Raw genomic sequence first — 23,011 nt, forward strand, 5'->3', positions numbered from 1 at the left:
CTGATGGCCCGCTCATATTCACCATTGACGCCACCCAGGCGGGCAAAAGACCCACCTTAAGTGGAACTCAGGCGCCGCGCTGAAACAAGTGGAAACTTGACCTTGGAGTGAAGGTAGAGGCGACGGCTGAGCGCCCCGTCACCAACCGCTCGTGAGCGGCAACGCCGAGCCCGCGTTGGAATAGGGCCGAAAACCGCCCGCGCTTAAAACGCGGGCGGTCTAAAAAGCGTAGAAGCGCCCGCCCCTACCGCGCGAACTTCTGGAACTTGATGCGCTTGGGAATGAGACTATCGGCGCCCAGGCGGCGCTTCTTGTCTTCTTCGTACATCTCGAAGTTGCCTTCGAACCATTCGACGTGGCTGTCGCCTTCGAAGGCCAGGATGTGGGTCGCCAGGCGGTCCAGGAACCAGCGATCGTGGCTGATGACCACGGCGCAGCCGGCGAACTCTTCCAGCGCCTCTTCCAGGGCCTGCAAGGTTTCGATGTCCAGGTCGTTGGTCGGTTCGTCGAGCAGCAACAGGTTGCCGCCGGTTGCCAGGGTCTTGGCCAGGTGGACGCGGTTGCGCTCACCGCCCGACAGTAGGCCGACCTTCTTCTGCTGGTCGCCGCCCTTGAAGTTGAACGAGCCCACGTAAGCGCGGCTGTTGATCTCGCGCTTGCCGACGATCATCACGTCGGTGCCGCCGCTGATCTCTTCCCAGATGGTCTTGTTCGGGTCGAGCGCGTCGCGCGACTGGTCGACGTACGAGAGCTTCACGGTCTCGCCGACCTTGACCGTGCCGGCGTCAGGCTGCTCGCGGCCGGTGATCAGCTTGAACAGCGTCGACTTGCCGGCGCCGTTCGGGCCGATAACGCCGACGATGCCGTTCGGCGGCAGGCGGAACGACAGGTCCTTGAACAGCACCTTGTCGCCGTACTCCTTCTCCAGGCCGCTGACCTCGAGCACCAGGTTGCCAAGGCGCGGGCCAGGCGGGATCTGGATGTGGGCCTGGGTCTGGGCGGCGCGGGCGTTCTCCTGCGCAGCGACCATTTCCTCGTACGAGGCCAAACGGGCCTTCGACTTGGACTGACGGGCCTTGGGCGAGCTGCGGACCCATTCCAGTTCGCGGGTGAGCGCGCGCTGGCGGGCTTCGGATTCTGACTGCTCCTGGACGACGCGCTTGGTCTTCTGCTCCAGCCAGCCCGAGTAGTTGCCCTCGTAGGGCACGCCCTTGCCGCGATCCAGTTCCAGGGTCCACTTGGTGACCTGATCCAGGAAGTAGCGATCGTGGGTCACCAGGATGACGCAGCCCGGGAACTCTTCCAGGTGGTGCTGCAGCCAGGCCACCGACTCGGCGTCCAGGTGGTTGGTCGGTTCATCGAGCAGCAGCATGTCGGGCTTGCTGAGCAGCAAGCGCGCCAGCGCGATGCGGCGCTTTTCACCGCCCGACAGGCTTTCGATATTGGCGTCGTTGGGCGGGCACCGCAGGGCGTCGATGGCCATCTCGACCTTGGAGTCGATGTCCCACAGGTCGCGGGCGTCGATGACCTCCTGCAGCTTGGTCATCTCCTCCATCAGCTCGTCGGTGTATTCCTCGCCGAGCTGGGCCGCCAGAGCGTTGTAGCGGTCAAAGATTTGCTTGTCTTCGCAGTCGGCGATGACGTTGCCCCAGACGTCGAGCGTCGGGTCCAGCACGGGCTCCTGCGGGAGATAGCCGCGCTTGATGCCGTCGGCGGCCTTGGCCTCGCCCGAGAATTCCTTGTCGAGGCCCGCCATGACCTTCAGCAGGGTCGACTTACCCGAGCCGTTGACGCCCACCACGCCGATCTTGGCGTCGGAATAGAACGACAGCCAGATGTTCTCGAAGACCTTCTTGCCGCCGGGATAGGCCTTGGTCAGGCCCTGCATCTGGAAAATATATTGCTGCGCCATGAGGCTCGCGTTCTCGCTGGACGAGGGTTTCGGGGATTGGCCGCTGAAATAGCGGTCCGGGCCGCTTCGCGCAATCGCGGCGGGACATTAGGCCGCTCGCCAAGGTTCATCATTCCGTCGCGCGAGTGTCGACCATCTGACACCGAACCGTCGTTCGGCCGTCGTCGACCGCTGTTAGCCGATCCCCCAAGCCGACGCTGATCCGCATCGGACAAGGGGATTCTGACAATGAAAAAGAACCAGATGCTTCTGGGCGTCGCCGCGCTGGCGCTCGTCATGGGCGCCGCGCCCGCCTTCGCCGACGACAAGGCCGTTGACGCCGCCGCCCCAGCCGCCGCCGCTCCGGCAGACAGCTCGGAAGTCGACGCGCTGATCATCATTGGCCAGGGCCAGAGCCGCCAAATCCAGACCTTGAACAGCGACGCCATCGGCCTTCAGGCCGCCGGCACCAGCGCTCTGAAAGCGATCGACAAGCTGCCGGGCGTCACATTCCAGTCGGCCGACGCCTTCGGCGCTTACGAGTGGTCGACCCGCATCTCGATCCGCGGCTTCAACCAGAACCAGTTGGGCTTCACCCTGGACGGCGTCCCGCTGGGCGACATGAGCTACGGCAACCACAACGGCCTGCATATCAGCCGCGCGATCGCCAGCGAGAACATCGGCCGCGTTGAATTGGCCCAGGGCGCGGGCGCCCTCGGCACGGCCTCGACCTCGAACCTGGGCGGCACGCTGCAGTTCTTCTCGCGCGATCCGCAGGAGACCCTGGGCGGCGAGATCGACGTCACGGGCGGTTCGGACAACATGCACCGCGTATTCGGCCGCTTCGAAACCGGCGCTATCCAGCAACTAGGCGGCCTGCGCGGCTACATCTCCATCGCCGACCAGAAATCCGACAAGTGGAAGGGCGGCGGCGAGCAGAAGCAGCGCCAGTACGACGCCAAGCTGGTAATGCCGCTGGGCGAGCGCGGCGACCTGACCGGCTTCTACCACCGCTCGGAACGTCGCGAGCAGGACTACCAGGACATGTCGTTCGCGATGATCAAGCGCCTGGGTCGCGACTGGGACAACACCCAGCCGAACTGGGCCCTGGCGGTCGCCGCCGCCCGCGCCTATCAGACCGGGACCGCCCTGCCGGCCCCGTTCGCGACGGTGGACGACGCCTACTACGCCGGCGCCGGCATCCGTGACGACGACCTCTACGGCGCGTCGCTGAACCTCAACATCACCGATCGCGTGAAGCTGGACGCCACGGCCTATCAGCATAAGAACAAGGGCCAGGGCCTGTGGTATACGCCCTATGTCGCCAGCCCCGGCTTCGGGACCACGGGCTCGACCGCCGCCCCGCTGTCGATCCGCACCACCGAATACGACATCGACCGGGGAGGCCTGACCGCCGGCCTGACCGTGGACCTGGGGGCTCACCGCCTCAGCGGCGGCTTCTGGCATGAGGTGAACAACTTCAACCAGGCGCGTCGCTTCTACGCCGAGACCGCCGCCGCGCCGTCGCGCGATCCGCTGGACTTCCAGTCAAACCCGTTCTTCACCCAGTGGCAGTATAGCTTCGAGACCAAGACCACGACCGGTCACATCGAAGACGAGTGGACCCTGACCGACGCCCTGAAGGTCAATTTCGGCTTCAAGACGATCAAGGTGACCAACGGCGTCAAGACCGTGGTCGGCAACGCACTGTCGGGCGAGATCGAGAGCAAGGATAACTTCCTGCCTCAGGTCGGCTTCGTCTATAAAGCCTCGTCCGACTTCGAAGTGTTCGGCGGCTATACCGAGAACATGGGCGCCTATGTCTCGGCGGCCACCTCCGGTCCCTTCGCCTCGCAAGACCAGGCTCGCGTCAACTACATCGCCCAGACCCTCAAGCCGGAAAGCTCGCAGACCTTCGAACTGGGCGGTCGCTATCGCACTGAGCGCTTCCAGGGCGTGGCCGCTGTCTACCACGTGACCTTCGACAACCGCCTGCTGGCGGTGGCGCAGGGCTCGGCCATCCAGGGCAACGCCCCGGTGCTGTCGAACGTCGGTTCGGTCGAGACCAAGGGCGTGGAGCTGGCTGGCACGTACCGCCTGACCGACGCCTGGAGCCTGTACGGCGCCTATACCTACAACGACTCCAAGTACCAGGATAACGTGGTCGCCCAGGACGGCACGATCCGCGCTCGCACCAAGGGCAAGACCGTCGTCAACACGCCCAAGAACATCTTCAAGGGCGAGATCGCGTTCGACCAGGCCGGCTTCTTCGGCAAGCTGGGCGTCGCTTATACCGACAAGCGCTACTACACCTACGAGAACATCGGCGGCCAGGCGCCCTCGACCACGGTGGCCGACCTGACCATGGGCTACCGCTTCGCCGAACAAGGCTGGGGCAAGGGCCTGGAGGTCCAGGTCAATGTCACCAACCTGACCGACAAGGACTACATCTCGACCATCGGTTCGGGCGGCTTCGTCAACAGTGACGCGACCGGCGAGGCCATGACCGTCCTGCCGGCTCCGCCGCGTCAGGTCTACCTGTCGGTCAAGAAGCGCTTCTGATCTTTCGGGGGCCTTTCGCCCCCGATCTTCCTCCCCTCTATGACTTGGGCCGGGCGCGCGTCGCCCGGCCTTCTCTTTTGTCCGGACACGATTTTAGCCGCGTCCCGACACGATGGCGCTGGCGGGGAGACGGCCGCTCGCCCCTACTCGGCGCATGACCGACACCCTCACCTCCCCCGCCGCCACGGCCTCGCCCGGCGCCAAGTCCGAGATCCTGGAGATCGCCCGCATCACGCTGGCGGGCCTGGCGATCGCCGTGCTGCTCCGGATCGTGGTGTTCCAGCCCTTCACGATCCCGTCCTCCTCGATGGAGCCTGGGCTGGTCATCGGCGACTACATCATCGTCTCGAAGTTCGCCTACGGCTGGAGCCGGGCGTCCCTGCCGTTCAATCCGCCGCTGCCCGCCGGCCGCCTCATGGGTGGCGCGCCCAAGCGCGGCGATGTGGTGGTCTTCCGCCTGCCGCGTGATCCTGGCCAGACCTGGATCAAGCGCGTCATCGGCCTGCCTGGCGATCGCATCCAGGTCCGGGGCGGCCAGGTGTTCGTCAACGACAAGCCCCTGCCCCAGGCGCCGATGACGGTCGTGCAGGACCATGACGATCCCTACCGCCAAGTCCTTGAGGTGCGCGAGCGCCAGCCGGACGGTCGATCCTATGTCACCTATGATGGAGGGGCCGGGCAGCCGGGTGACGACACCGACGTCTATGTCGTACCCGAAGGCCGCTATTTCATGATGGGCGATAATCGCGACAACTCGCTCGACAGCCGCTGGCCGCGCGAGCTGGGCGTCGGCCTGCTGCCCGCCGACAACATTGTAGGCAAGGCCGAGCTGGTGCTGGCGTCGTGGGAACCGGGCGCGGCGCTCTACAAGCCGTGGACCTGGCTGAACCTTCAGTGGGATCGCTTCGTCAAGCCGATCCGCTAGAGCCTTTCTCCTGCGAATGAAAGCATTCGAAGGGGAAAGGCTCTATTTCAAACATTTAGAGCGTGATTGCCGCCGAAACCGCTCACACTTTCGGCTATCACGCTCTAGTCGCCTCAGCGCGCCTTGAACTCATCGAGACTAAGGGCGCCGTCGTGATTGGCGTCCAGCCGCTGGAACGCTGCATCCGAGCCGGAGGGGCGCGCGAGCGATGGCGCGGCCACCGCGCCCACCGCAAGCCCCGCCAGCGCCGCCGCCAGCACACGCCAGAGCGCGCTTCGCCGGCGCGGCGTCGTGGACGCCCGAAGGTCCCTCTCGATGAAATCACGCAGCGCCTCGCTGGCCGTGCGCCGCGCGCCCTGGCAACGCGCCATGAACGCGGCCTTGGTCTCGGGCGGCAGGCGGATTTCGAGGGTCTCGGTCTTCTTGGGCGACCTGCCGACAGGCATTGGCGTCTCCGACGTTTCGAACCCCATCTTCCCGCCGCTCGGCGCAAAAGAAAAGCCCGGCCAAAAGACCGGGCTGAAAGTTCATAGGGAGGAAACGCCCAGGAAGGGCAGAGGCGCTCGGCGCCTCACGGGATCTTGATAGCGCTAACATCGGTGTAGATGCAAGCGATTCTTATCCGCTGCGACGTCCGGTCGCGCGTCCGGCGGCTTCACGGCTTTACGCCGGTTGAAAGAGACCCTACCAGCGTTACCGCTACCGCCGCAGAGGCGGAGCGGGAGAGAAGCGCTGATGATGTTGTGTACGCGTCGATCGCTGGCCGCCCTGGCCCTGTCCTTCGCCATGGCCCTGCCCCTGAGCGCTCACGCGGCGGAGGCGCGGGACCGCTGGGTTGGCGCCTGGGCCAGCGCCCAGCTAGCGCCGGACACCAAGAACAGCCTCGCCCCGGAAGACTATTCCCACGCCACCCTGCGCCAGATCGTGCGTCTCAGCCTGGGCGGGGACAGGCTGCGGGTGCGCCTCTCAAACGCCTTCGGAACGCGTCCCCTGACGATCAAGGCGGCGCATGTGGCGGTGTCCGCCGCGCTCGACAGCGCCAAGATCAAGCCCGAGACCGATCGCCCCCTCACCTTCTCTGGCCGCAGCGAAGTCACCATCCCGGCCGGCGCCGACTACTGGTCCGATCCCGTCGCCTTGAAGGTCGCGCCCCTGACGAGCCTGGCGATCAGCCTGCGCTATGTCGAAGCGCCCGACGTTCAAACCGGTCATCCAGGCTCGCGCGCCACATCGTACGTTCTCGCCGGGGACCACGTCGCCGCCGCCGACCTCCCCGGCGCCAAGACGGCCGATCGCTGGTTCCAGATCGCGGGCGTCGAGGTGGCTCCGACCGCGAAGACGGCCGGCGCGATCGTGGCCTTCGGCGACAGCATTACCGACGGCTATGGCGTCCAGCCCAACACCAACCTGCGCTGGACCGACGCCCTGATCGAACGGCTGAAGGGCAAGAACCTCGCGGTCCTGAACCTGGGCATCGGCGGCAACCGCGTGCTGCTGGACGGCCTGGGCCCCAACGCCCTGGCGCGGTTAGAGCGAGACGTGCTCAGCCAGCCGGGCGTCACCCATCTGGTGCTGCTGGAAGGCGTCAATGATCTGGGCACGCTGACCCGCGACGCGCCCGCGACGCCGGAAGCGCACAAGGCGCTGGTCGAGCAGGTGATCGCCGCCTACCGCCAGATGACCGACCGGGCCCGCGCGCGGGGCATCAAGGTGATCGGCGCGACCATCCTGCCCTATGGCGGCTCGGCCTATTACCATCCCGGCCCCGAGAGCGAGGCCGATCGCCAGGCCATCAACGCCTTCATCCGCGCGCCCGGAAACTTCGACGGCGTCATCGACTGGGACAAGGCCCTGCGCGATCCGGCCCGGCCGACCCACCTGCTGGCCGCCTACGACAATGACGGTCTGCATCCGAACATGGCGGGCTACAAGGCGATGGCGGACGCCATTCCGCTGAGCCTGTTCGAAAGCAAATAGAGTCCGGTCTCCCCGGCGAATGCCGGGGCCCAGTTTCATCCGGGAAGTCAGACGTGTTCGCGCCCAAAATCAAAACCAAGTTCGTTCGCACTCCTGGCTCGATCTGGACCCCGGCATTCGCCGGGGAGATCGGGAAAATGATTGGCCTACTCGGTATGATCCTGAGCGCCGCCACGGCCGCGCACGCGGAGCCCAAACCCGTCATCGCCGTCACCTGGGACGATCTGCCCGCCCACAGCGCCCTGCCGCCGGGCGTGACGCGCGTGCAGATCGCGGCGGACCTCCTGAAGGCCTCGGCCGACGCCAAGGCTCCCGCCTTCGGCTTCATCAACGGCGTCCAGACCGAGCGCGAGCCCGCCTCCGCGCCCGTGCTGAAGATGTGGCGCGAAGCCGGTCAGCCCTTGGGCAACCACACCTGGTCGCATCCGAATCTGGCCGCCCTGACGCCCGAGCAATTCACGGCCGAGATCGCTCGCAACGAGCCGATGCTGAAGGACCTTATGGGCGACGAGGACTGGCGCTGGCTGCGCTATCCCTTCCTGTCCGAAGGCGACACGCCCGAGAAACGCCTGGCCGTGCGCCAGTGGCTAGCCGCCAACCACTACAAGATCGCCAGCGTGACCATGGGCTTCAACGACTGGGCCTTTGGCGAGCCCTATGCCCGCTGCATGGCCAAGGGCGACGAGACCGCTGTCGCCGAGCTGGAGAAACGCTTCCTGGAAGGCGCGGCCGCTGCGGCCGATCGCGCCCGCGCCATGGCCAAGACGCTCTACGGTGAGGACATCCCGTATGTTCTGCTGATGCACGCGGGCGCCTTTGACGCGCGTATGGCGCCGCGTCTGTTCAAGCTTTACCAGGACAAGGGCTTTGGCTTCACCACTCTGGAACAGGCGCAGAAGCATCCGTTCTACAAGACGGATATTGATCCCAGCCTGCCGCCCCGACCGACCACGCTGGACAATGCCTTGAAGGCCAAGGGCCTGCCGGTTCCGCCCGATCCGGTGGACCTGAAGGCGCTGGACGCGATGTGCCGCTAGAGTTTCACCGCCTGCATCAACTTCGCTGCTGACAACCGCCACGCTCGCGAATAGCGTCGCGCGCCATGATCAGACCCTCGCTCACCGCGCTCGCCGCTGTACTCGCCCTCTCCTCCCCAGCCATGGCGGAAAAACTCACCCCTGAACGCATCTTCGCCGACCCCAGCCTTTCGGGTCCGACGGCCAAGGGCGTGGCGTTGTCGCCGGACGGCAAGCGGGTCACCTACCTGAAGGCCAAGCCCGAGGCGGCCAACGTGCAGGACCTGTGGGCGGCCGACGTGAAGGGCGGGGAGCCCTATCGCCTGATCGACTCGGCGGCCCTGTCCTCCGGAACCAAGGAACTGTCCGAAGCCGAAAAGGCCCGCCGCGAACGCGCCCGCGTCGCCGCCACCCGCGGCATCATCGAGTACAGCTGGGACAAGCAAGGCCGCTTCATCCTCGTCCCGCTGGACGGCGACCTCTATCTAGACAGCGTCGCTGACGGGAAGGTTACGCGCCTGACCGAAACGCCGGGCGACGAGGTCGACGCCAAGGTCTCGCCCAAGGGCGGCTACGTCTCCTACGTCCGCGACCAGAACCTCTTTATCAAGCCGGCGACCGGCGGAGCCGAGACGGCCCTGACGACCGAGGGCAAGGACGCCCTGTCGTTCGGGACCGCCGAGTTCATCGCCCAGGAAGAGCTCGACCGCTTCACCGGCTATTGGTGGAGCCCGGACGAAGCCCGGATCGTCTACACCCGCGTTGACGAGAGCGGCGTCGACATCGTGCCGCGCGCCGACATCGGCCCCAGCGGCGCGACGATCGTCAATCAGCGCTACCCCCGCGCCGGCCGCCCCAACGCCGTGGTCGAGCTGTTCGTCCGCGATCTGGCCTCTGGCAAGGTAAACGCGCTGGATCTCGGCGCGAACAAGGACATCTACCTGGCCCGCGTCGACTGGTCGGCCGACGGCAAGATCGTCTACGTCCAGCGCTTGTCGCGCGACCAGAAGACCCTGGACCTGATCGCCTTCGACGCGGCGACGGGCAAGGGCCGCACGATCCTGACCCAGACCGACCCCCACTACATCGAGGTGGCCGACGACTTCCATCCCCTGAAAGACGGTTCGTTCCTGTGGTCGTCCGAGCAGGACGGCAACCGCCACCTCTACCGCTACGCCGCCGACGGCAAGCTGGTCGCCCAGGTCACCCAGGGCGACTGGCCCGTCTCGGCGCTGGAAGGCGTCGACGAAGCCCGCAAGGTGGCGATCTTCACCGCCTCGATGGAGACGCCGATCGAGCGCCGACTGTACGAGGTGAGCTACGCCAAACCCGGAAAGCCCAAGGCCCTGACCTCGGCCGGCGGCTGGTGGTCAGCCAAGGTCGCCAGCAACGGCGCCTTCGCCGGGTCCTACGGCGATCCCAAGACCCCCCCGCAAACGGCGCTCTATTCGCCCGACGGCAAGCGCGTGCGCTGGATCGAGGAAAACAAGCTGGTCGAGGGGCACCCCTACTGGCCCTACGCCTCGACCCTGCCGGTTCCGGAGTTCGGCAGCCTGAAGGCCGCCGACGGCGAGACCCTTCACTATGAGATTCTCAAGCCGACCAACTTCGACCCGACCAAGAAATATCCGGCTATCGTCTCGGTCTATGGCGGCCCGCACGCCCAGCGCGTGATGAAGAACTGGCATAACCCGTCCGAGCGCACCTATCTCGAAGCCGGCTACGTGATCTTCAAGCTGGACAACCGCGGCAGCGGCAATCGCTCGGCCAAGTTCATGCGGGCGCTGGACCGCCGCATGGGCACGGTCGAGGTCGAGGACCAGTTGCAGGGCGCCAAGTTCCTGGCCGGCCTGCCTTATGTCGATCCCGGCAAGCTGGGCGTGATGGGCTGGTCGTACGGCGGCTTCATGACCCTGATGCTGCTGACCGCCGAGAACACCCCGTTCAAGGCCGGCGCGGCCGGCGCCCCGCCGACCGAGTGGAGCCTGTACGACACCGCCTATACCGAGCGCTACATGGGCAAGCCGGACGAGAACAAGGCCGGCTACGCCTATGCCGACATCAACACGCGCCTCGACAAGCTCAAGCCCGGCAGCCTACTGCTGCTACACGGCATGGCCGACGACAACGTGATCCTGGAAAACAGCACCCGCGTCATCGCGGCCCTGCAGAAGAAGGCGATCCCGTTCGAGATGGCGCTGTATCCGGGCGAGCGCCACAGCGCCGGCAGCGGCAAGTCCAAGGGACTCAGCGTGCTGAAAACGCACCTGGACTTCTTCGAGCGCAAGCTGAAGGGCGGCCAGTAGGCCCTCTTTCCCGCGCGGTTCAGGCCCTGTCTGGTTGAGCTGGCTCCGCCTAAACCAGACAGGGCCTATTTCTTAGAATGGAGCGCGTTCGAGCGGTTTAACCGCTCACACTTAAACCTAACGCGCTCCCGCGCGGGCCCCTGCGGCGAGATGCGGCGCCCAAACGACCCTGTGTCGCAGGGTCTTTGGCTGTCTTAACCACTACTCTTGTCCTCAGGTTGTGAGGCAAGACCATGCGCAAGACCCACGCTGACGCCGTCGAATGGCTGATCGAAACCGTCAGGGAAGCCCTCGAGAACGGCACCGCGACCGAGGACGACCTGCAGGAGTGGCTGATGGCCGCCGTGCTCCTTGAGGAAATGGCGATCGAGGAAGAGGCCGACGCCCGCGCCCTAGGGGCCTGGATCGAGCCCTCGCCCACGATCCACTGAGCCAGCGCGCCAGACTAAAGCGTTCGTAACTTGCGCGATGTTGCGCGGGCGCCCAGAGTTGAGCTCCATCCTGGGAGCCCCTCATGCGCACAATGTTCTTCGCCGCCGTCGCGGCGCTAGCGATCCTGCCCTCAGTCACCCAGGCCCAGACGGCTGCTCAGGCGGTCGCGTCGACGCCGCTGATCGAACGCGCCAAGCTGTTTGGCAATCCCAGCCGGGGTCGTGGCCTGATCAGCCCGGACGGCAAGTGGCTAGCCTGGGGCGCGCCCCGTGACGGCGTGATGAACATCTGGGTCGCGCCGCGATCCGATCCCAGCCAGGCCAAGCCGCTGACTCAAGAAAAGACCCGGCCGATCCGGAGTTTCTTCTGGTCGCCGGACTCCGCGTCCATTCTCTTCATCAACGACAAGGGCGGCGACGAGAACTTCCTGCTCTACGGCGTCGATGTGGTCAGCGGCGTTCAGCGAGCCCTTACGCCCTTCGAAAAGACCCGAGCCCAGATCCTGGGCATAAGCCGGAATTTCAAAGACCGCATCCTGGTGGGCCTGAACAACCGCGATCCCCGCTGGCACGACGTCTACAGCCTGGATCTCAAAACCGGCGAGCTGAAGCTGGTGTTCAAAAATGAGGGCTATGCTGGCTTCGTCGCTGACGAGACCCTGACCCTTCGCCTGGCGCAGAAGGCGCGTGTCGACGGCGGCGCCGACTATTTCCGCATGGTCGGCGACAAGGTCGAGCCGACGCCGATCGTGAGCTACGGCCTGGACGACTCCCTGACGACGGCGGCTCTGGGCTTCACCACCGACGGGAAGACGCTGTATTGGCTGGACTCGCGCGGTCGCGACACTGCGGCCCTGGTCGCTCAGGACGTGGCGGGCGGCCAGACCAAGATCGTGGCCCAGGACGCCAAGGCCGATATCGGCCAGATCCTGGCCGATCCCAAGACCGGCGCCATCCAGGCCTATGCGGTCAACTACCTGCGCAACACCTGGACCGCCGTCGATCCCACCGTGAAGGCCGATCTCGATTTTCTGCAGCAACAGTTGAAGGGCGAGATCAACGTCACCTCGCGCACCGACGCCGATGATCTGTGGACGGTCGTGGTCGACCCAGTCAGCGCGCCTTCAGCGAACTATCTGTACGACCGCAAGACACGCTCACTGACCAAGCTGTTCGTCACGCGCCCCGAACTGGAAGGCCAGCCGCTCCAGCCGATGCAGCCCGTCGAGATCAAGGCGCGCGACGGCTTGACCCTCGTCTCGTACCTGACCCTGCCGCCAGGGGCGGACGCCAATGGCGACGGCAAGGCCGACAAGCCCGCGCCGATGGTGCTGTTCGTGCACGGTGGCCCTTGGGCGCGGGACTTCTATGGCTACAACAGCTACCACCAGTGGCTCGCCAACCGGGGCTATGCGGTGCTGTCGGTGAACTACCGGGCGTCCACGGGCTTTGGAAAGACCTTCATCAACGCCGGCAATCTGGAATGGGCCGGCAAGATGCATGACGACCTGATCGACGCTGTGAAATGGGCAGAAGCCAATGGCGTCGCCGCCCCCAAGCAGACGGCGATCATGGGCGGCTCCTACGGCGGCTACGCCACCCTGGTGGGCCTGACGTACACGCCAGAGGCCTTCGCCTGCGGCGTCGATATCGTCGGCCCCTCGAACCTGGAGACCCTGCTGAAGACCATTCCGCCCTATTGGGAGGCCGGTAAGCAGCAGTTCTACAAGCGCATGGGCGATCCGACGACACCGGCTGGCGTGGCCATGCTCAAGGACCGCTCGCCGGTCTATCGCGCCGGCGCGATCACCAAGCCCCTGTTGATTGGTCAGGGCGCCAACGACCCGCGCGTGAACCAGGCCGAGTCCGACCAGATCGTGGCCGCCATGCAGGCCAAGAACATTCCGGTCACCTATGTCCTGTTCCCGGACGAGGGCCACGGCTTCGCCCGCCCAGAGAACAATATCGCCTTCAACGCGGTGACCGAGCAGTTCCTCAAAGGCTGCCTTGGCGGGCGTTCGGAGCCGATCGGCGAGGCGCTCAAGCCGTCCACCGCCCAGGTAAAGGCGGGGGCGGAGTTCACGCCGGGGCTCAAGGACGCCCTGGCGATGAAGTAAGGCGCTGGGGGCGTTGACTTCCGTAGCGAAAGAAAACGACCCTCCGCCCATGACAAGCTACTCCGAACTGCTGGCCGGCGTCGTCGCCACCGACGCCGGCTTTTCCGCCCACGTCACCGATGACTGGAAACAGGGCCGCACGACCTATGGCGGGCTCTCGGCCGCCCTTTGCGTGGAGGCCGCCCAGCGAGCCTTTCCGGAAGCCCCGCCGCTGCGCTCGGGCCAATTCGCCTTCGTCGGCCCGGCGGCGGGCGAACTGTCGATCTCGGTGCGGACGCTGCGCCAGGGCAAGTCGACCCTGTTCGCCGCCGTGGATCTGGTGGGCGAGCAAGGCGTCGCCACCCACGCCACCCTGACCTTCGGCGCGGCGCGCGAGTCGCACCTGTCACACGAGGACGTCCCCTGCCCGGCCGTCGCCCCGCCCGATCAGTGCGAGCCGTTCCACAAGGGCGACACCAGCATGGCGCCCAGCTTCGTCCGGCAATTCGACTTCCGCGTCGCGGGCGGCGGTCGGCCTGGCACGGGCGAGCCGCCGGAGTATCTGCTGTGGATCCGCCACCGCGATCCAGGCGCGACCTCGCTGTCGGCCCTGATCGCGCTGGGCGACGCCCCGCCGCCGCCGGCCATGACTCTGTTCCGTCAGTTCGGGCCGATCTCGACCATGACCTGGTCGCTGGACGTGGTGGGCCTGCCCGATCCCAACGACGACGGCTGGCGTCTGCTGCGCAGCAAGGCCGAAACGATCGGCCATGGCTACTCGACCCAGGAGATGCAGGTCTGGGACTCCAAGGGCCGGCCGTTGCTCCTGGCGCGGCAGAACGTTGCGGTGTTCGTGTAGACTAGACTCCGACTTCCCCGGCGAATGCCGGGGCCCAGATACATCCGGAGCGGCTTGAGGTTTCTCGCCAATCGACCAAGCATTCACCGATACTTCGGCGGGTTCGATCTGGGTCCCGGCATTCGCCGGGAAAATCGGACGTGGAAAAGTCCGCGCCCCTTGGCGAACGCGGAATTTTGCCCCCATGCTCACGCCTCGGCCGTCAGAGTCGCGGTCGCGCGAGGGGAAACGTCCATGACCAAGATCGCCTGCCTGGCCGGCGCGGCCGCCCTGGCCCTGCTCGCGACGAGCGCTCACGCCCAATCGGCGGAGGACGCGACCAAGGCGGCGCTGGCGGCGATCCAGGACAAGAACCCGACGCTGCGTGCGGTGATCGCCACGAACCCTAACGCCCTGGCCGAGGCCAAGGCGCTGGACGCCGAGCGCAAGGCGGGCAGGGTCCGCTCGGCTCTGCACGGCGTCCCGATCCTCTTGAAGGACAACATCGAAAGCGCCGATCCCCTGCCGACCACCGCCGGCTCGCTGGCGCTGAAGGACAATATCACCGGCCGCGACGCCCCGATCGCCAAGCGCCTGCGGGACGCGGGCCTCGTCATGCTGGGCAAGGCGAACCTGTCGGAATGGGCCAACATCCGCTCCAACAAGTCGATCAGCGGCTGGAGCGCGGTCGGCGGCACGGTGCGCAACCCCTACGTCCTGGACCGCAGCGCCTGCGGCTCGTCCAGCGGCTCGGGCGCGGCGGTGGCGGCGGGCCTGGCGCCCCTGGCCATCGGCACCGAGACGGATGGCTCGATCACCTGCCCAGCGGCGATCAACGGCCTCGTCGGCCTCAAGCCCACCGTCGGCCTCGTCTCGCGCACCCACATCGTACCGATCAGCCACAGCCAGGACACCGCCGGCCCGATGACCACCACGGTCGAGGACGCGGCCAAGGTGCTGACCATCATCGCCGGGGCCGATCCCGCCGACCCGGCCACCAAGGACGCCGACGCCCGCAAGACCGACTACGCCAAGGGTCTCTCCAAGGACGCGCTAAAGGGCGTGACGCTGGCCGTGGCGCGCTTCTGCACCGGCTATTCGCCCAAGACCGACGCGGTGTTCGAGCGCGCCCTGAAAGAGCTCCAAGCCCAGGGCGCCACCCTGGTCGACGTCAAGGACTTCGACGAAGGCCCAATCGGCAAGGCCGAGGGCGTGGTCCTCTACACCGAGCTGAAGGCCGACATGGCCGCCTATCTGGCCTCGACCGATCCGAAGAAGGTCCCGACTCGCACGCTGGCCGACCTGATCGCCTTCAACAAGGCGACCCCGAAGGAGTTCGAGTGGTTCGGCCAGGAGAGCTTCGAGCGCGCGGAGAAGACCAAGGGCCTGACAGATCCCGACTACCTGAAGGCCCTGGCGGACTCCAAGCGGCTGGCTGGGCCGGAAGGCATCGACAAGATCCTGAAGGACACCGGCGCGGTCGCCATCGTCGCCCCGACCACGGGTCCGGCCTGGACCATCGACCCGCTGAACGGCGACAACTATGGCGGCTCGTCCACCACCCTGCCCGCCGTGGCCGGCTATCCGCACCTGACCGTGCCGATGGGCTATGTCACGGGTCTGCCGGTGGGCCTGTCCTTCATCGGCCCGGCCTGGAGCGAGAAGCTGCTGCTGAACCTCGGCTACGCCTACGAGCAGGCGACCCACCACCGCAAGCCGCCGACCTTCCTGAAGACAGTGGCGCCATAGGGGAAAGCTTGGGCGCGATGCGCCCTCTCACCGAATGCATGACAGTCCGATGAAAGGCCTGATGGCGACCTATTCGCGAAGCGGCGGCCACTGCCGTGAGGCGTGGAGCAGGGCAAGAATCCACACTGTGTCGTGGTCTATTTCATAGACTAAGCGATAGGCTTCGTGAGGGAAGAGTTCTCGCGTCCCCGCAACCAGTCCAGGTCGCCCCCTCATCGCGAACTCGGCGAGGGACGACGCCGCATCGGAAAACAGTTGGTCCATGCGCACGGCCGCTCGCGGACTCTCGGCGGCGATGTAATCCATGATGTCGAGACGATCCAATCGTGCTGAGGCTGTCCAACGGACGTTCACCCCCGCACCTCATCCGCCTTTCCCTCAAGCGCGCGGCGGCGCGCGGCGAATTCAGCTTCGACATCGTCGTTTGGTTGGTCCAGGCCCGCAACGCGGTCGCGACGCCCCGCCTCGACCTTGGCGCGGACAAAGGCCTCATGATCGCGCTGATCGCGTTGGCGCTGGACGTAGTCGCGCATCAGGTCACGCACAATCTGCGAGGCCGGTCGATCGACGGCCTGCGCCTCGGCGATGAAGGCGTCCCGCAACTGCGGTTCGAGCTTCATGGTGAAGACCGCGTCCTTAGCCATCAGTCGCGCTCCGGGTCAGATACTGAAAACGTATATACGTCTTTCATACGTCGTAGGCTAGGGTCGGATGCGGCTATGCCCGTTCCTTCTTCCGTGATCACCTTGGCATTCCGCGTCCGGAGCCGAAAACAGACGGACCGCTGGTCGGTTCGAGACTCCAGCGCCCCTCCGGCAACCGACCTCTCGAGCGCTCCGCCCAGGAGGTCCAGCGTCACCCTCAACGTCCCGTCGGCATGTCCTTGAACGCCACGTCCTTGTCGAGGCGGACATCGCCGGGCAGGCCCAAGACCCGTTCGGCGATGATGTTCTTGAGGATCTCGTCGGTGCCGCCGGCGATGCGCAGGCCAGGCGCCCACATCAGGCTCTGCTGGAATGCGGCCTCGGCCGGGGCTTGGCCCGGATCAACGAGGATGCCGTACTGATCCTCCATCTCGACGGCGGTGTTGGCCAGCTCCTGCAGCTGGTTGGCCGAGATGATCTTGCCGATAGAGCTTTCCGGTCCCGGCGTCTGGCCCCGCGACAGGGCGGTCATGGTGCGGAAGCGGGTGAACTTCAGGCCCTCGGACTGGACGTACCAGTCGGCCAGCTTGTCGCGGAAACCCTGGTCCTTCAGGGCCGGGCCGGCGACGCCCGACAGTTCGCGGGCCAGCTTCATGATCTCGCGATAGTTCGGACCGGCCGAGCCGCCGACCGCCAGCCGCTCGTTCATGAGGGTGACCAGGGCCACCTTCCAGCCGTCGCCGACCTCGCCCAGGCGCTGGCTGTCCTTGACTCGCAGGTCGGTGAAATAGACCTCGTTGAACTCGCGCCCGCCCGACATCTGGTGGATCGGCCGGCACTCGACGGCGGCGTCGCGCATGTCGATCCAGAACATGGTCAGGCCCTTGTGCTTGGGCACGTCGGGGTCTGTTCGGGTCAGCAGGATGCCGTAGTCGCAATAGTGAGCGCCAGTGGTCCAGACCTTCTGGCCGTTGATCACCCACTCGTCGCCGTCCTTGACCGCGCGGGTGCGCAGCGCGGCGACATCCGAGCCGCCGGCGGGTTCAGAGAACAGCTGGCACCAGATCTCATCGCCCTTCACGGCGGGCGAGACGAAGCGCTTCTTGGTGTCGTTGTCGGCGAAGGCCATGACGGTCGGCACGCACATGCCCAGGCCGATCGTGAAGTAGCCGTAGCCCAGGCCGGCCTTGGTCTCTTCCTGGCCGAAGATCACCGACTGGATCGGCGTGCCGCCGCCGCCGCCGATGGCCGCGGGCCAGGTGATGCAAGCATAGCCCGCCGAGGCCTTGGTCGCCTGCCAGTCCTTGGCGGCGGCCATGTGCTCGGGCGTGTTCGGCTTGACCTCGCCCCACTTGGCGCGATGGGCGGCGGCGTGCTCGGCCAGCCAGGCGCGGGCCTTCTCGCGATAAGCCGCTTCTTCGGGAGAGTCGTTGAAGTCCATCTTTGATCTCCAAACTTGTCATCCCGGCCGCAGCGAAGCGGAGAGCCGGGACCGCCGGAAACGCCGGCGCTTGCTGCGGTCCCGGCTCAGCGCGCGACGCGCTTGGCCGGGATAACAGCGGTTGCTACGCCGCGTTCTTCTTCTCGAGTTCACCCACCAGCCGTTCCTTCCAGACCTTTGGCGCGCCGGCGACGAGGCTCAGTTGCCGTGAGCGGCGGTAGTAGAGGTGACAGTCGACGTCCCAGGTGAAGCCCATGCCGCCGTGCACCTGGATGTTCTCCTTGCTGGCGAACCAGAAGGCTTCGGACGCGGCGATGCGCGCCGCCGACGCCGCGATCGGCAGCTCCGGCGCGTCGTCGTTCAGCGCCCACGCGCCGTAGTAGGCGTTGGAGCGGGCGACCTCGTTCTTGACGTACATGTCGGCCAGCTTGTGCTTGATGGCCTGGTAGCCGGCGATCACGCGACCAAAGGCGTAGCGGCCCAGGGCGTACTCGCGCGCCATCTCGAGGCAGCGATCAGCGCCGCCCAGTTGCTCGAAGGCCAGCAGGACGGCGGCGCGGTCCAGGATCGCCTGGACGATCTCGAAGCCCGCCCCCGCGTCGCCGACCCGCTCGGCGGCCGCGCCGACGAAGGTTAGCTTGGCGACGCTGCGGGTGGGGTCGAGGCTCTTGAGCGTTTCGCGCGTCACGCCAGGACCGGTCAGGTCGACCAGGAACAGGCCTGGGCGACCGCCTTCGCTGGCCAGCACCAGCGCGACGCCCGCGACGTCGCCGTCGGTGACCGGGATCTTGGTTCCGGAGAGCTTCCCGCCCTCGACCCGGCACTGCAGGCTGGCGGGCCCCACCACGCCCGGACCTTCCGAGGTGGCCAGGCAGCCGATCAACTCACCGGCGGCTATGCGCGGCAGGATCGCGGCCTTCTGGGCCTCAGCCCCAAAGGCCATGATCCCTTCGGCCAGGACATAGACCGTCGAGGCGAACGGGATCGGCGCCACGGCGCGGCCCAGTTCCTCGGCGATGGCGCACAGCTCGACGCGGCCCAGACCCAGGCCGCCAAATTCTTCGGGGATCGAGGCGCCCAGCCAGCCCTGCTCGGCTACGCCCTTCCAGAGCTTCTCATCGAAGGCGCGCTCGGGGTTGTCGAGCACGCCGCGCACGACGCTGACATCGCAATGGGCGGCGAGGAACTTGCGCGCCTCGTCCTTCAGGAACTTCTGGTCGTCCGAATAGTCGAAATCCACTGGATCCTCCCTGGACCGGGCTCTTTCGGCCGGCCTCGGGAGCACACTGAACGACGTTCACGCGAAGGGAAAGCCTGCCCCGGCGTCAAGAAATTCAGCTGGCCGTCAACGCCTCAGGCTCATGTCCGGACTCCCCAACGTCAACGCGGGCAAGCACATCGCAAAGGGCGTTTTCGCGCCTGGGAGGGCTTTTGGATGACGCGGTACGCACCCGGCGATCCGGCTCTTCCGGAACTACCGATGATGAGAGGTCGCCAAAACTCAACCGCGCAAGCTTAGAGGGGCCATTACATGGTTGTATCGACACACCAAAAGGTTGAGCCATCTCCGCTACTGACTGTAATATTTGGCCTTACAGTATGTGCGTCGATAGGCCATTGTCGCAGAACGCGATTCTCTAAAAGCCATGACCAAGGCGCAATTCAAGAAAAATCAGCGAGTATGGGTGGACAGCGTCGGCGCTTGGGCGACCGTTGAGCGCGTTGTTCCCGCCTGGGTCGGTGGTTTGCCGGAACCGGTTCGCGTGACCTACGATGTCGGCCTTGGCCGCATGTTCCATGCGTTCGAGCTGACCGCCGATCCCCGAGACGCCCCAGATCGACCAAACCAGGAGAATTGGCGGGTCGCGCGCGGTCCCAACCGTTGGCGAACGCGCGACGAGACGCCTCGGCATCCCGACCCTGGCACCTATCCGATCGTCTATACCGATCCCCAGGACTGGGGTGGATGGCGTGTGCCCCGGTCGGAGTACGATCGCGATCCTGAGCGGATCGAAGCCCAAGCGCGGTTGATCGCGGCCGCGCCGAAGATGCGCTCGCTCATCCAGGACCTGCTTACGCTGGTCGCCAACGACGCGGCGACGCCCCAGGTCCTGCGGGGCCTGGCCCGCCGCGCGGCGACCCTGGAGCTGGAACTGCGCGACCTGCACGGCGAAGAGGCCGTTCGCATGAAAGTCACGCCCCGCCGCCAGCGGAGGCGCCACCCGCGCCCACACCCTCCCCGCCGCCGGCCTATTCGGCGGCGCAGCAGGGCTTCAGGGCGCCTTCGCTTTCCGAACGGATGGCCGCGCTCGAGCGTGAACTCAACCTGCGTCCGCGCGCGCCGAACGCCTTTACGCGCGCGCCTCGCGCCGCGACGCCCGCGTCCCCTAAGTCGTCGGAAGACGCCTCGCCGACGAATTTCATACCCAGACGCCCCAAGTAATCGCGCCTGGCGCTGGCGCAAACGCCGCAGGCGTCTTAGCTAAAAGCCATGCGCACCGATACGCCACAGCCGGTCCGGCTGGCCGATTACCGCCCCTTCCCGTTCGCGATCGAGACCACGCGGCTGGTCTTCGACCTCAGCGCCTCGGCGACCCGCGTGCGGGCCGAGCTGGCCATCCGGCGAGTCGGAGCCAGCGCCGAGCCGCTAGTGCTGAACGGCGAGCGGCTAAAGCTGCTGTCGGTGGCGATCGACGGCGAAGCGCTGAGCGCTAATCAATACGCGGTCGACGCCGAACATCTGACCATCCAAGAGACCCCGGACCAGTTCGTCCTGACCACCGAGGTCGAGATCGACCCAGCGGCGAACAAGGCCCTGACCGGCCTCTACATGTCCGGCGGGCGCTTCTGCACGCAGTGCGAGGCAGAGGGCTTCCGCACCATCACCTACTTCCCCGATCGCCCGGACGTGCTGAGCCGCTACAGCGTTCGGATCGAGGCCGACGCGGGACTGCCTCATCTGCTGAGCAACGGCAATCTCGTTGGCGAGGGGCCGCTAGACGGATCGCGCCACTTCGCCGAGTGGGTCGATCCCTTCCCGAAACCCGCCTACCTGTTCGCCCTGGTGGCCGGCGACCTCGACGTTCTGACTGACAGCTTCGTGACGATGAGCGGTCGCGAGGTGGCGCTGAAGATTTTCGTGGACCCCGGCCAGGCTGCCCGCGCGGCCTATGCGCTGGACAGCCTCAAGCGCGCTATGAAGTGGGACGAGGAAGCGTTCGGGCGCGAATACGACCTCGACCTGTTCATGATCGTGGCGGTCAGGGACTTCAACTTTGGCGCCATGGAGAACAAGGGGCTGAACATCTTCAACAGCTCCTTGTTGCTGGCCGATCCGGAGACCGCGACGGACGCCGACTTTGAGCGCATCGAGGCGGTCGTCGCCCACGAGTACTTCCACAACTGGACCGGCAATCGGATCACCTGCCGCGACTGGTTCCAGCTGTGCCTGAAGGAAGGCTTCACGGTCTTCCGCGACCAGAGCTTCAGCGCCGACATGCGCGGGGCCGCCGTTCAGCGGATCAAGGACGTAAAAGCCCTGCGCGCGCGCCAGTTCGCCGAGGACGCCGGCCCGCTGGCCCACCCCGTGCGGCCGTCCAGCTACCTGAAGATCGACAACTTCTACACCGCGACGATCTACGAGAAGGGCTCGGAGATTATCCGGATGCTGAAGACCATCCTGGGCGCCGACGCGTTCCGGAAGGGTTGCGATCTTTATTTCGATCGCCATGACGGCCAGGCGACGACGGTCGAGGCCTTCATCGCCTGCTTCGCCGAGGCGTCGGGCCAGGACCTTTCCGACTTCTTCGCCTGGTACGAGCAGGCCGGCACGCCGTCCGTGACGATCACCACCGACTATGACGACGGCGCCCAGGTCCTGACGCTAAACCTGACTCAATCGACGGCGCCTACGCCCGGCCAGCCGGTCAAGAAGGCCCTGCCTATCCCCGTCGCCATCGGCCTGCTGTCGCACAACGGCGAGGTTCTGCGCGAGACCGAGATCGTGCTTCTGGATCGTCAGTCGATGACCGTGCGTTGGGCGGGCGTGGCCCAGCCGCCGATCCTCTCGGCGCTGCGCGGTTTCTCGGCGCCCGTCAACCTGACGACGGACGCGCGCCCTTCGGACCGCTACGTCCTGTTCGGCGCGGACCCCGACCTGTTCAACCGTTGGGAGGCGGGCCAGACCCTGGCGCGCGATCTGATCCTGGCCCGCGCCGGCGGAACGCCTGACGAGGTGGGCGAGGAGCGCTACGCCGACGCCTTGGGCCAGGCCCTGGTCGATGAAGCGGCCGAACCCGCCTTCAAGGCCCTGTTGCTCGGCCTGCCCTCCGAGCCGGATCTGGCCCTGATGTCCGAGCCCGCCGATCCGCTCGCCCTACACGAGGCGCGGGACGTGCTGCGCGTCAGGATCGCTGTCCACCTCGGGGACCTTCTGCGTCGACTGCACGGTGAAATGCAAAGCGCCGGCGCGTTCTCGGCCGACGCCAAGGCTGCGGGGCGGCGCGCGCTGCGCAACGCCTGCGCCGACATGATCTCGGCCGATCCTCACGACGAGAACCTGTCGCGCCTGATCGGCCATTACGACGCCTCGCGCAACATGACCGACATGATCGGCGGGCTTTACCCGCTGGTCTGCATTGGCGGAGCGGCGCGCGAGAAGGCTCTGGGCAAGTTCTTCGACAGCTGGAGCGCCGAGCCTCTGGTGCTGGACAAGTGGTTCGCGGCTCAGGCCCGCGACCCCAATGCGGACGTTCTAGATCGCGTTATGGCCCTCACCCGCCATCCCGCCTTCGAGCCGACCAATCCGAACCGGCTCCGGGCCCTGGTGTCGACCTTCGCGAACTACAATCCGGCGCGGTTCCACGATCCCAGCGGCGCGGGCTATCGGTTCCTGGCCGACCAGATCCTGGCCGTGGACAAGTTCAATCCAATGACGGCCGCCCGCCTGGTCGAGCCCTTGGGCGCCTGGCGACGGTACAGACCCGATCTTGGCGCGCTCATGCGGCAAGAGCTCGAACGCATCGCGGCGCATCCGGACCTGTCCAAGAATGTTCTGGAGCTAGCCGCCAAGTCTTTGACCTGAGCCGCCGCGTCCCAGCGCCGGTTCATTGCGACCAATACGCCCATCTTCACGG

The 23,011-nt window shown here is 66.3% G+C and carries 16 protein-coding genes and 1 pseudogene; 10 read left to right on the forward strand and 7 right to left on the reverse strand.

What is annotated here, in order from left to right; all coding sequences use genetic code 11:
- Positions 1–244: 244 nt before the first annotated feature.
- Positions 245–1,912 (reverse strand): energy-dependent translational throttle protein EttA, encoded by a 1,668-nt coding sequence (gene ettA, locus CSW59_RS02770; RefSeq protein WP_099442589.1) that lies wholly within the window; start codon positions 1,910–1,912, stop codon positions 245–247.
- 228 nt (positions 1,913–2,140) lie between these two features.
- On the opposite strand from ettA, the gene CSW59_RS02775 reads away from it, so the two are divergent.
- Both CSW59_RS02775 and lepB read left to right on the forward strand, forming a co-directional pair.
- A complete protein-coding gene (locus CSW59_RS02775) occupies positions 2,141–4,453 on the forward strand; it encodes a TonB-dependent receptor (RefSeq protein ID WP_099442590.1) in 2,313 nt (770 codons plus the stop codon).
- A 154-nt stretch (positions 4,454–4,607) separates the two neighbouring features.
- A complete protein-coding gene (gene lepB, locus CSW59_RS02780; RefSeq protein WP_099442591.1) occupies positions 4,608–5,378 on the forward strand; it encodes a signal peptidase I in 771 nt (256 codons plus the stop codon).
- Positions 5,379–5,491: 113 nt separating this feature from the next.
- On the opposite strand, the gene CSW59_RS02785 is transcribed toward lepB, so the two are convergent.
- Positions 5,492–5,824, reverse strand: a complete 333-nt coding sequence (locus CSW59_RS02785) for an EF-hand domain-containing protein (protein ID WP_099442592.1) — start codon at positions 5,822–5,824, stop codon at positions 5,492–5,494.
- Between the two features lie 289 nt (positions 5,825–6,113).
- On the opposite strand from CSW59_RS02785, the gene CSW59_RS02790 reads away from it, so the two are divergent.
- The 7 genes and pseudogenes from CSW59_RS02790 to CSW59_RS02820 all read left to right on the forward strand — a co-directional run bounded on the left by CSW59_RS02790 (position 6,114) and on the right by CSW59_RS02820 (position 15,791).
- Positions 6,114–7,355 (forward strand): SGNH/GDSL hydrolase family protein, encoded by a 1,242-nt coding sequence (locus CSW59_RS02790; RefSeq protein ID WP_099442593.1) that lies wholly within the window; start codon positions 6,114–6,116, stop codon positions 7,353–7,355.
- A 137-nt stretch (positions 7,356–7,492) separates the two neighbouring features.
- Positions 7,493–8,392, forward strand: a complete 900-nt coding sequence (locus CSW59_RS02795; protein WP_099442682.1) for a polysaccharide deacetylase family protein — start codon at positions 7,493–7,495, stop codon at positions 8,390–8,392.
- A gap of 65 nt (positions 8,393–8,457) precedes the next feature.
- The gene (locus CSW59_RS02800; protein ID WP_099442594.1) at positions 8,458–10,677 is read left to right on the forward strand and encodes a S9 family peptidase; all 2,220 of its coding nucleotides are present in this window, start codon (positions 8,458–8,460) and stop codon (positions 10,675–10,677) included.
- A 233-nt stretch (positions 10,678–10,910) separates the two neighbouring features.
- Complete coding sequence (locus CSW59_RS02805; RefSeq protein ID WP_099442595.1) at positions 10,911–11,108, forward strand: hypothetical protein; 198 nt, start codon at positions 10,911–10,913, stop codon at positions 11,106–11,108.
- Positions 11,109–11,191: 83 nt separating this feature from the next.
- Positions 11,192–13,225, forward strand: a complete 2,034-nt coding sequence (locus CSW59_RS02810; protein WP_099442596.1) for a S9 family peptidase — start codon at positions 11,192–11,194, stop codon at positions 13,223–13,225.
- Between the two features lie 49 nt (positions 13,226–13,274).
- Positions 13,275–14,063 carry a thioesterase family protein gene (locus CSW59_RS02815; RefSeq protein ID WP_099442597.1) on the forward strand — a complete coding sequence of 263 codons (789 nt, stop codon included), beginning with the start codon at positions 13,275–13,277 and terminating at the stop codon, positions 14,061–14,063.
- 184 nt (positions 14,064–14,247) lie between these two features.
- Positions 14,248–15,791, forward strand: a pseudogene (locus CSW59_RS02820) (amidase).
- Between the two features lie 69 nt (positions 15,792–15,860).
- Here the strand turns inward: CSW59_RS02820 and CSW59_RS02825 are convergent.
- From CSW59_RS02825 to CSW59_RS20710, 5 genes are all read right to left on the reverse strand, one after another.
- Positions 15,861–16,145 (reverse strand): type II toxin-antitoxin system RelE/ParE family toxin, encoded by a 285-nt coding sequence (locus tag CSW59_RS02825; protein ID WP_099442599.1) that lies wholly within the window; start codon positions 16,143–16,145, stop codon positions 15,861–15,863.
- Positions 16,142–16,435 (reverse strand): antitoxin of toxin-antitoxin stability system, encoded by a 294-nt coding sequence (locus CSW59_RS02830; RefSeq protein WP_099442600.1) that lies wholly within the window; start codon positions 16,433–16,435, stop codon positions 16,142–16,144. Before CSW59_RS02830 ends, CSW59_RS02825 begins: the two co-directional genes overlap by 4 nt.
- Positions 16,436–16,652: 217 nt before the next feature.
- Positions 16,653–17,876: an acyl-CoA dehydrogenase family protein gene (locus CSW59_RS02835; protein WP_099442601.1), complete on the reverse strand. Its 1,224-nt coding sequence runs from the start codon at positions 17,874–17,876 to the stop codon at positions 16,653–16,655.
- A gap of 124 nt (positions 17,877–18,000) precedes the next feature.
- Positions 18,001–19,116 carry an acyl-CoA dehydrogenase family protein gene (locus CSW59_RS02840; RefSeq protein ID WP_099442602.1) on the reverse strand — a complete coding sequence of 372 codons (1,116 nt, stop codon included), beginning with the start codon at positions 19,114–19,116 and terminating at the stop codon, positions 18,001–18,003.
- A 397-nt stretch (positions 19,117–19,513) separates the two neighbouring features.
- Positions 19,514–20,098: a hypothetical protein gene (locus CSW59_RS20710; RefSeq protein WP_161495011.1), complete on the reverse strand. Its 585-nt coding sequence runs from the start codon at positions 20,096–20,098 to the stop codon at positions 19,514–19,516.
- Between the two features lie 269 nt (positions 20,099–20,367).
- Between CSW59_RS20710 and pepN the strand changes: the two genes are divergently transcribed.
- Complete coding sequence (pepN, locus tag CSW59_RS02850) at positions 20,368–22,959, forward strand: aminopeptidase N (protein WP_099442603.1); 2,592 nt, start codon at positions 20,368–20,370, stop codon at positions 22,957–22,959.
- The last annotated feature ends 52 nt before the right edge of the window (positions 22,960–23,011 follow it).

It is taken from the genome of Caulobacter sp. BP25 (assembly GCF_002737755.1).
Lineage (GTDB): Bacteria > Pseudomonadota > Alphaproteobacteria > Caulobacterales > Caulobacteraceae > Caulobacter.

Excerpts from the sequence above, each read along its gene's own strand:
- ettA (WP_099442589.1), bottom strand. The coding sequence starts at position 1,912 with ATGGCGCAGCAATATATTTTCCAGATGCAGGGCCTGACCAAGGCCTAT.
- CSW59_RS02775 (WP_099442590.1), top strand. The coding sequence starts at position 2,141 with ATGAAAAAGAACCAGATGCTTCTGGGCGTCGCCGCGCTGGCGCTCGTC.
- lepB (WP_099442591.1), top strand. The coding sequence starts at position 4,608 with ATGACCGACACCCTCACCTCCCCCGCCGCCACGGCCTCGCCCGGCGCC.
- CSW59_RS02785 (WP_099442592.1), bottom strand. The coding sequence starts at position 5,824 with ATGCCTGTCGGCAGGTCGCCCAAGAAGACCGAGACCCTCGAAATCCGC.
- CSW59_RS02790 (WP_099442593.1), top strand. The coding sequence starts at position 6,114 with ATGATGTTGTGTACGCGTCGATCGCTGGCCGCCCTGGCCCTGTCCTTC.
- CSW59_RS02795 (WP_099442682.1), top strand. The coding sequence starts at position 7,493 with ATGATTGGCCTACTCGGTATGATCCTGAGCGCCGCCACGGCCGCGCAC.
- CSW59_RS02800 (WP_099442594.1), top strand. The coding sequence starts at position 8,458 with ATGATCAGACCCTCGCTCACCGCGCTCGCCGCTGTACTCGCCCTCTCC.
- CSW59_RS02805 (WP_099442595.1), top strand. The coding sequence starts at position 10,911 with ATGCGCAAGACCCACGCTGACGCCGTCGAATGGCTGATCGAAACCGTC.
- CSW59_RS02810 (WP_099442596.1), top strand. The coding sequence starts at position 11,192 with ATGCGCACAATGTTCTTCGCCGCCGTCGCGGCGCTAGCGATCCTGCCC.
- CSW59_RS02815 (WP_099442597.1), top strand. The coding sequence starts at position 13,275 with ATGACAAGCTACTCCGAACTGCTGGCCGGCGTCGTCGCCACCGACGCC.
- CSW59_RS02830 (WP_099442600.1), bottom strand. The coding sequence starts at position 16,435 with ATGGCTAAGGACGCGGTCTTCACCATGAAGCTCGAACCGCAGTTGCGG.
- CSW59_RS02835 (WP_099442601.1), bottom strand. The coding sequence starts at position 17,876 with ATGGACTTCAACGACTCTCCCGAAGAAGCGGCTTATCGCGAGAAGGCC.
- pepN (WP_099442603.1), top strand. The coding sequence starts at position 20,368 with ATGCGCACCGATACGCCACAGCCGGTCCGGCTGGCCGATTACCGCCCC.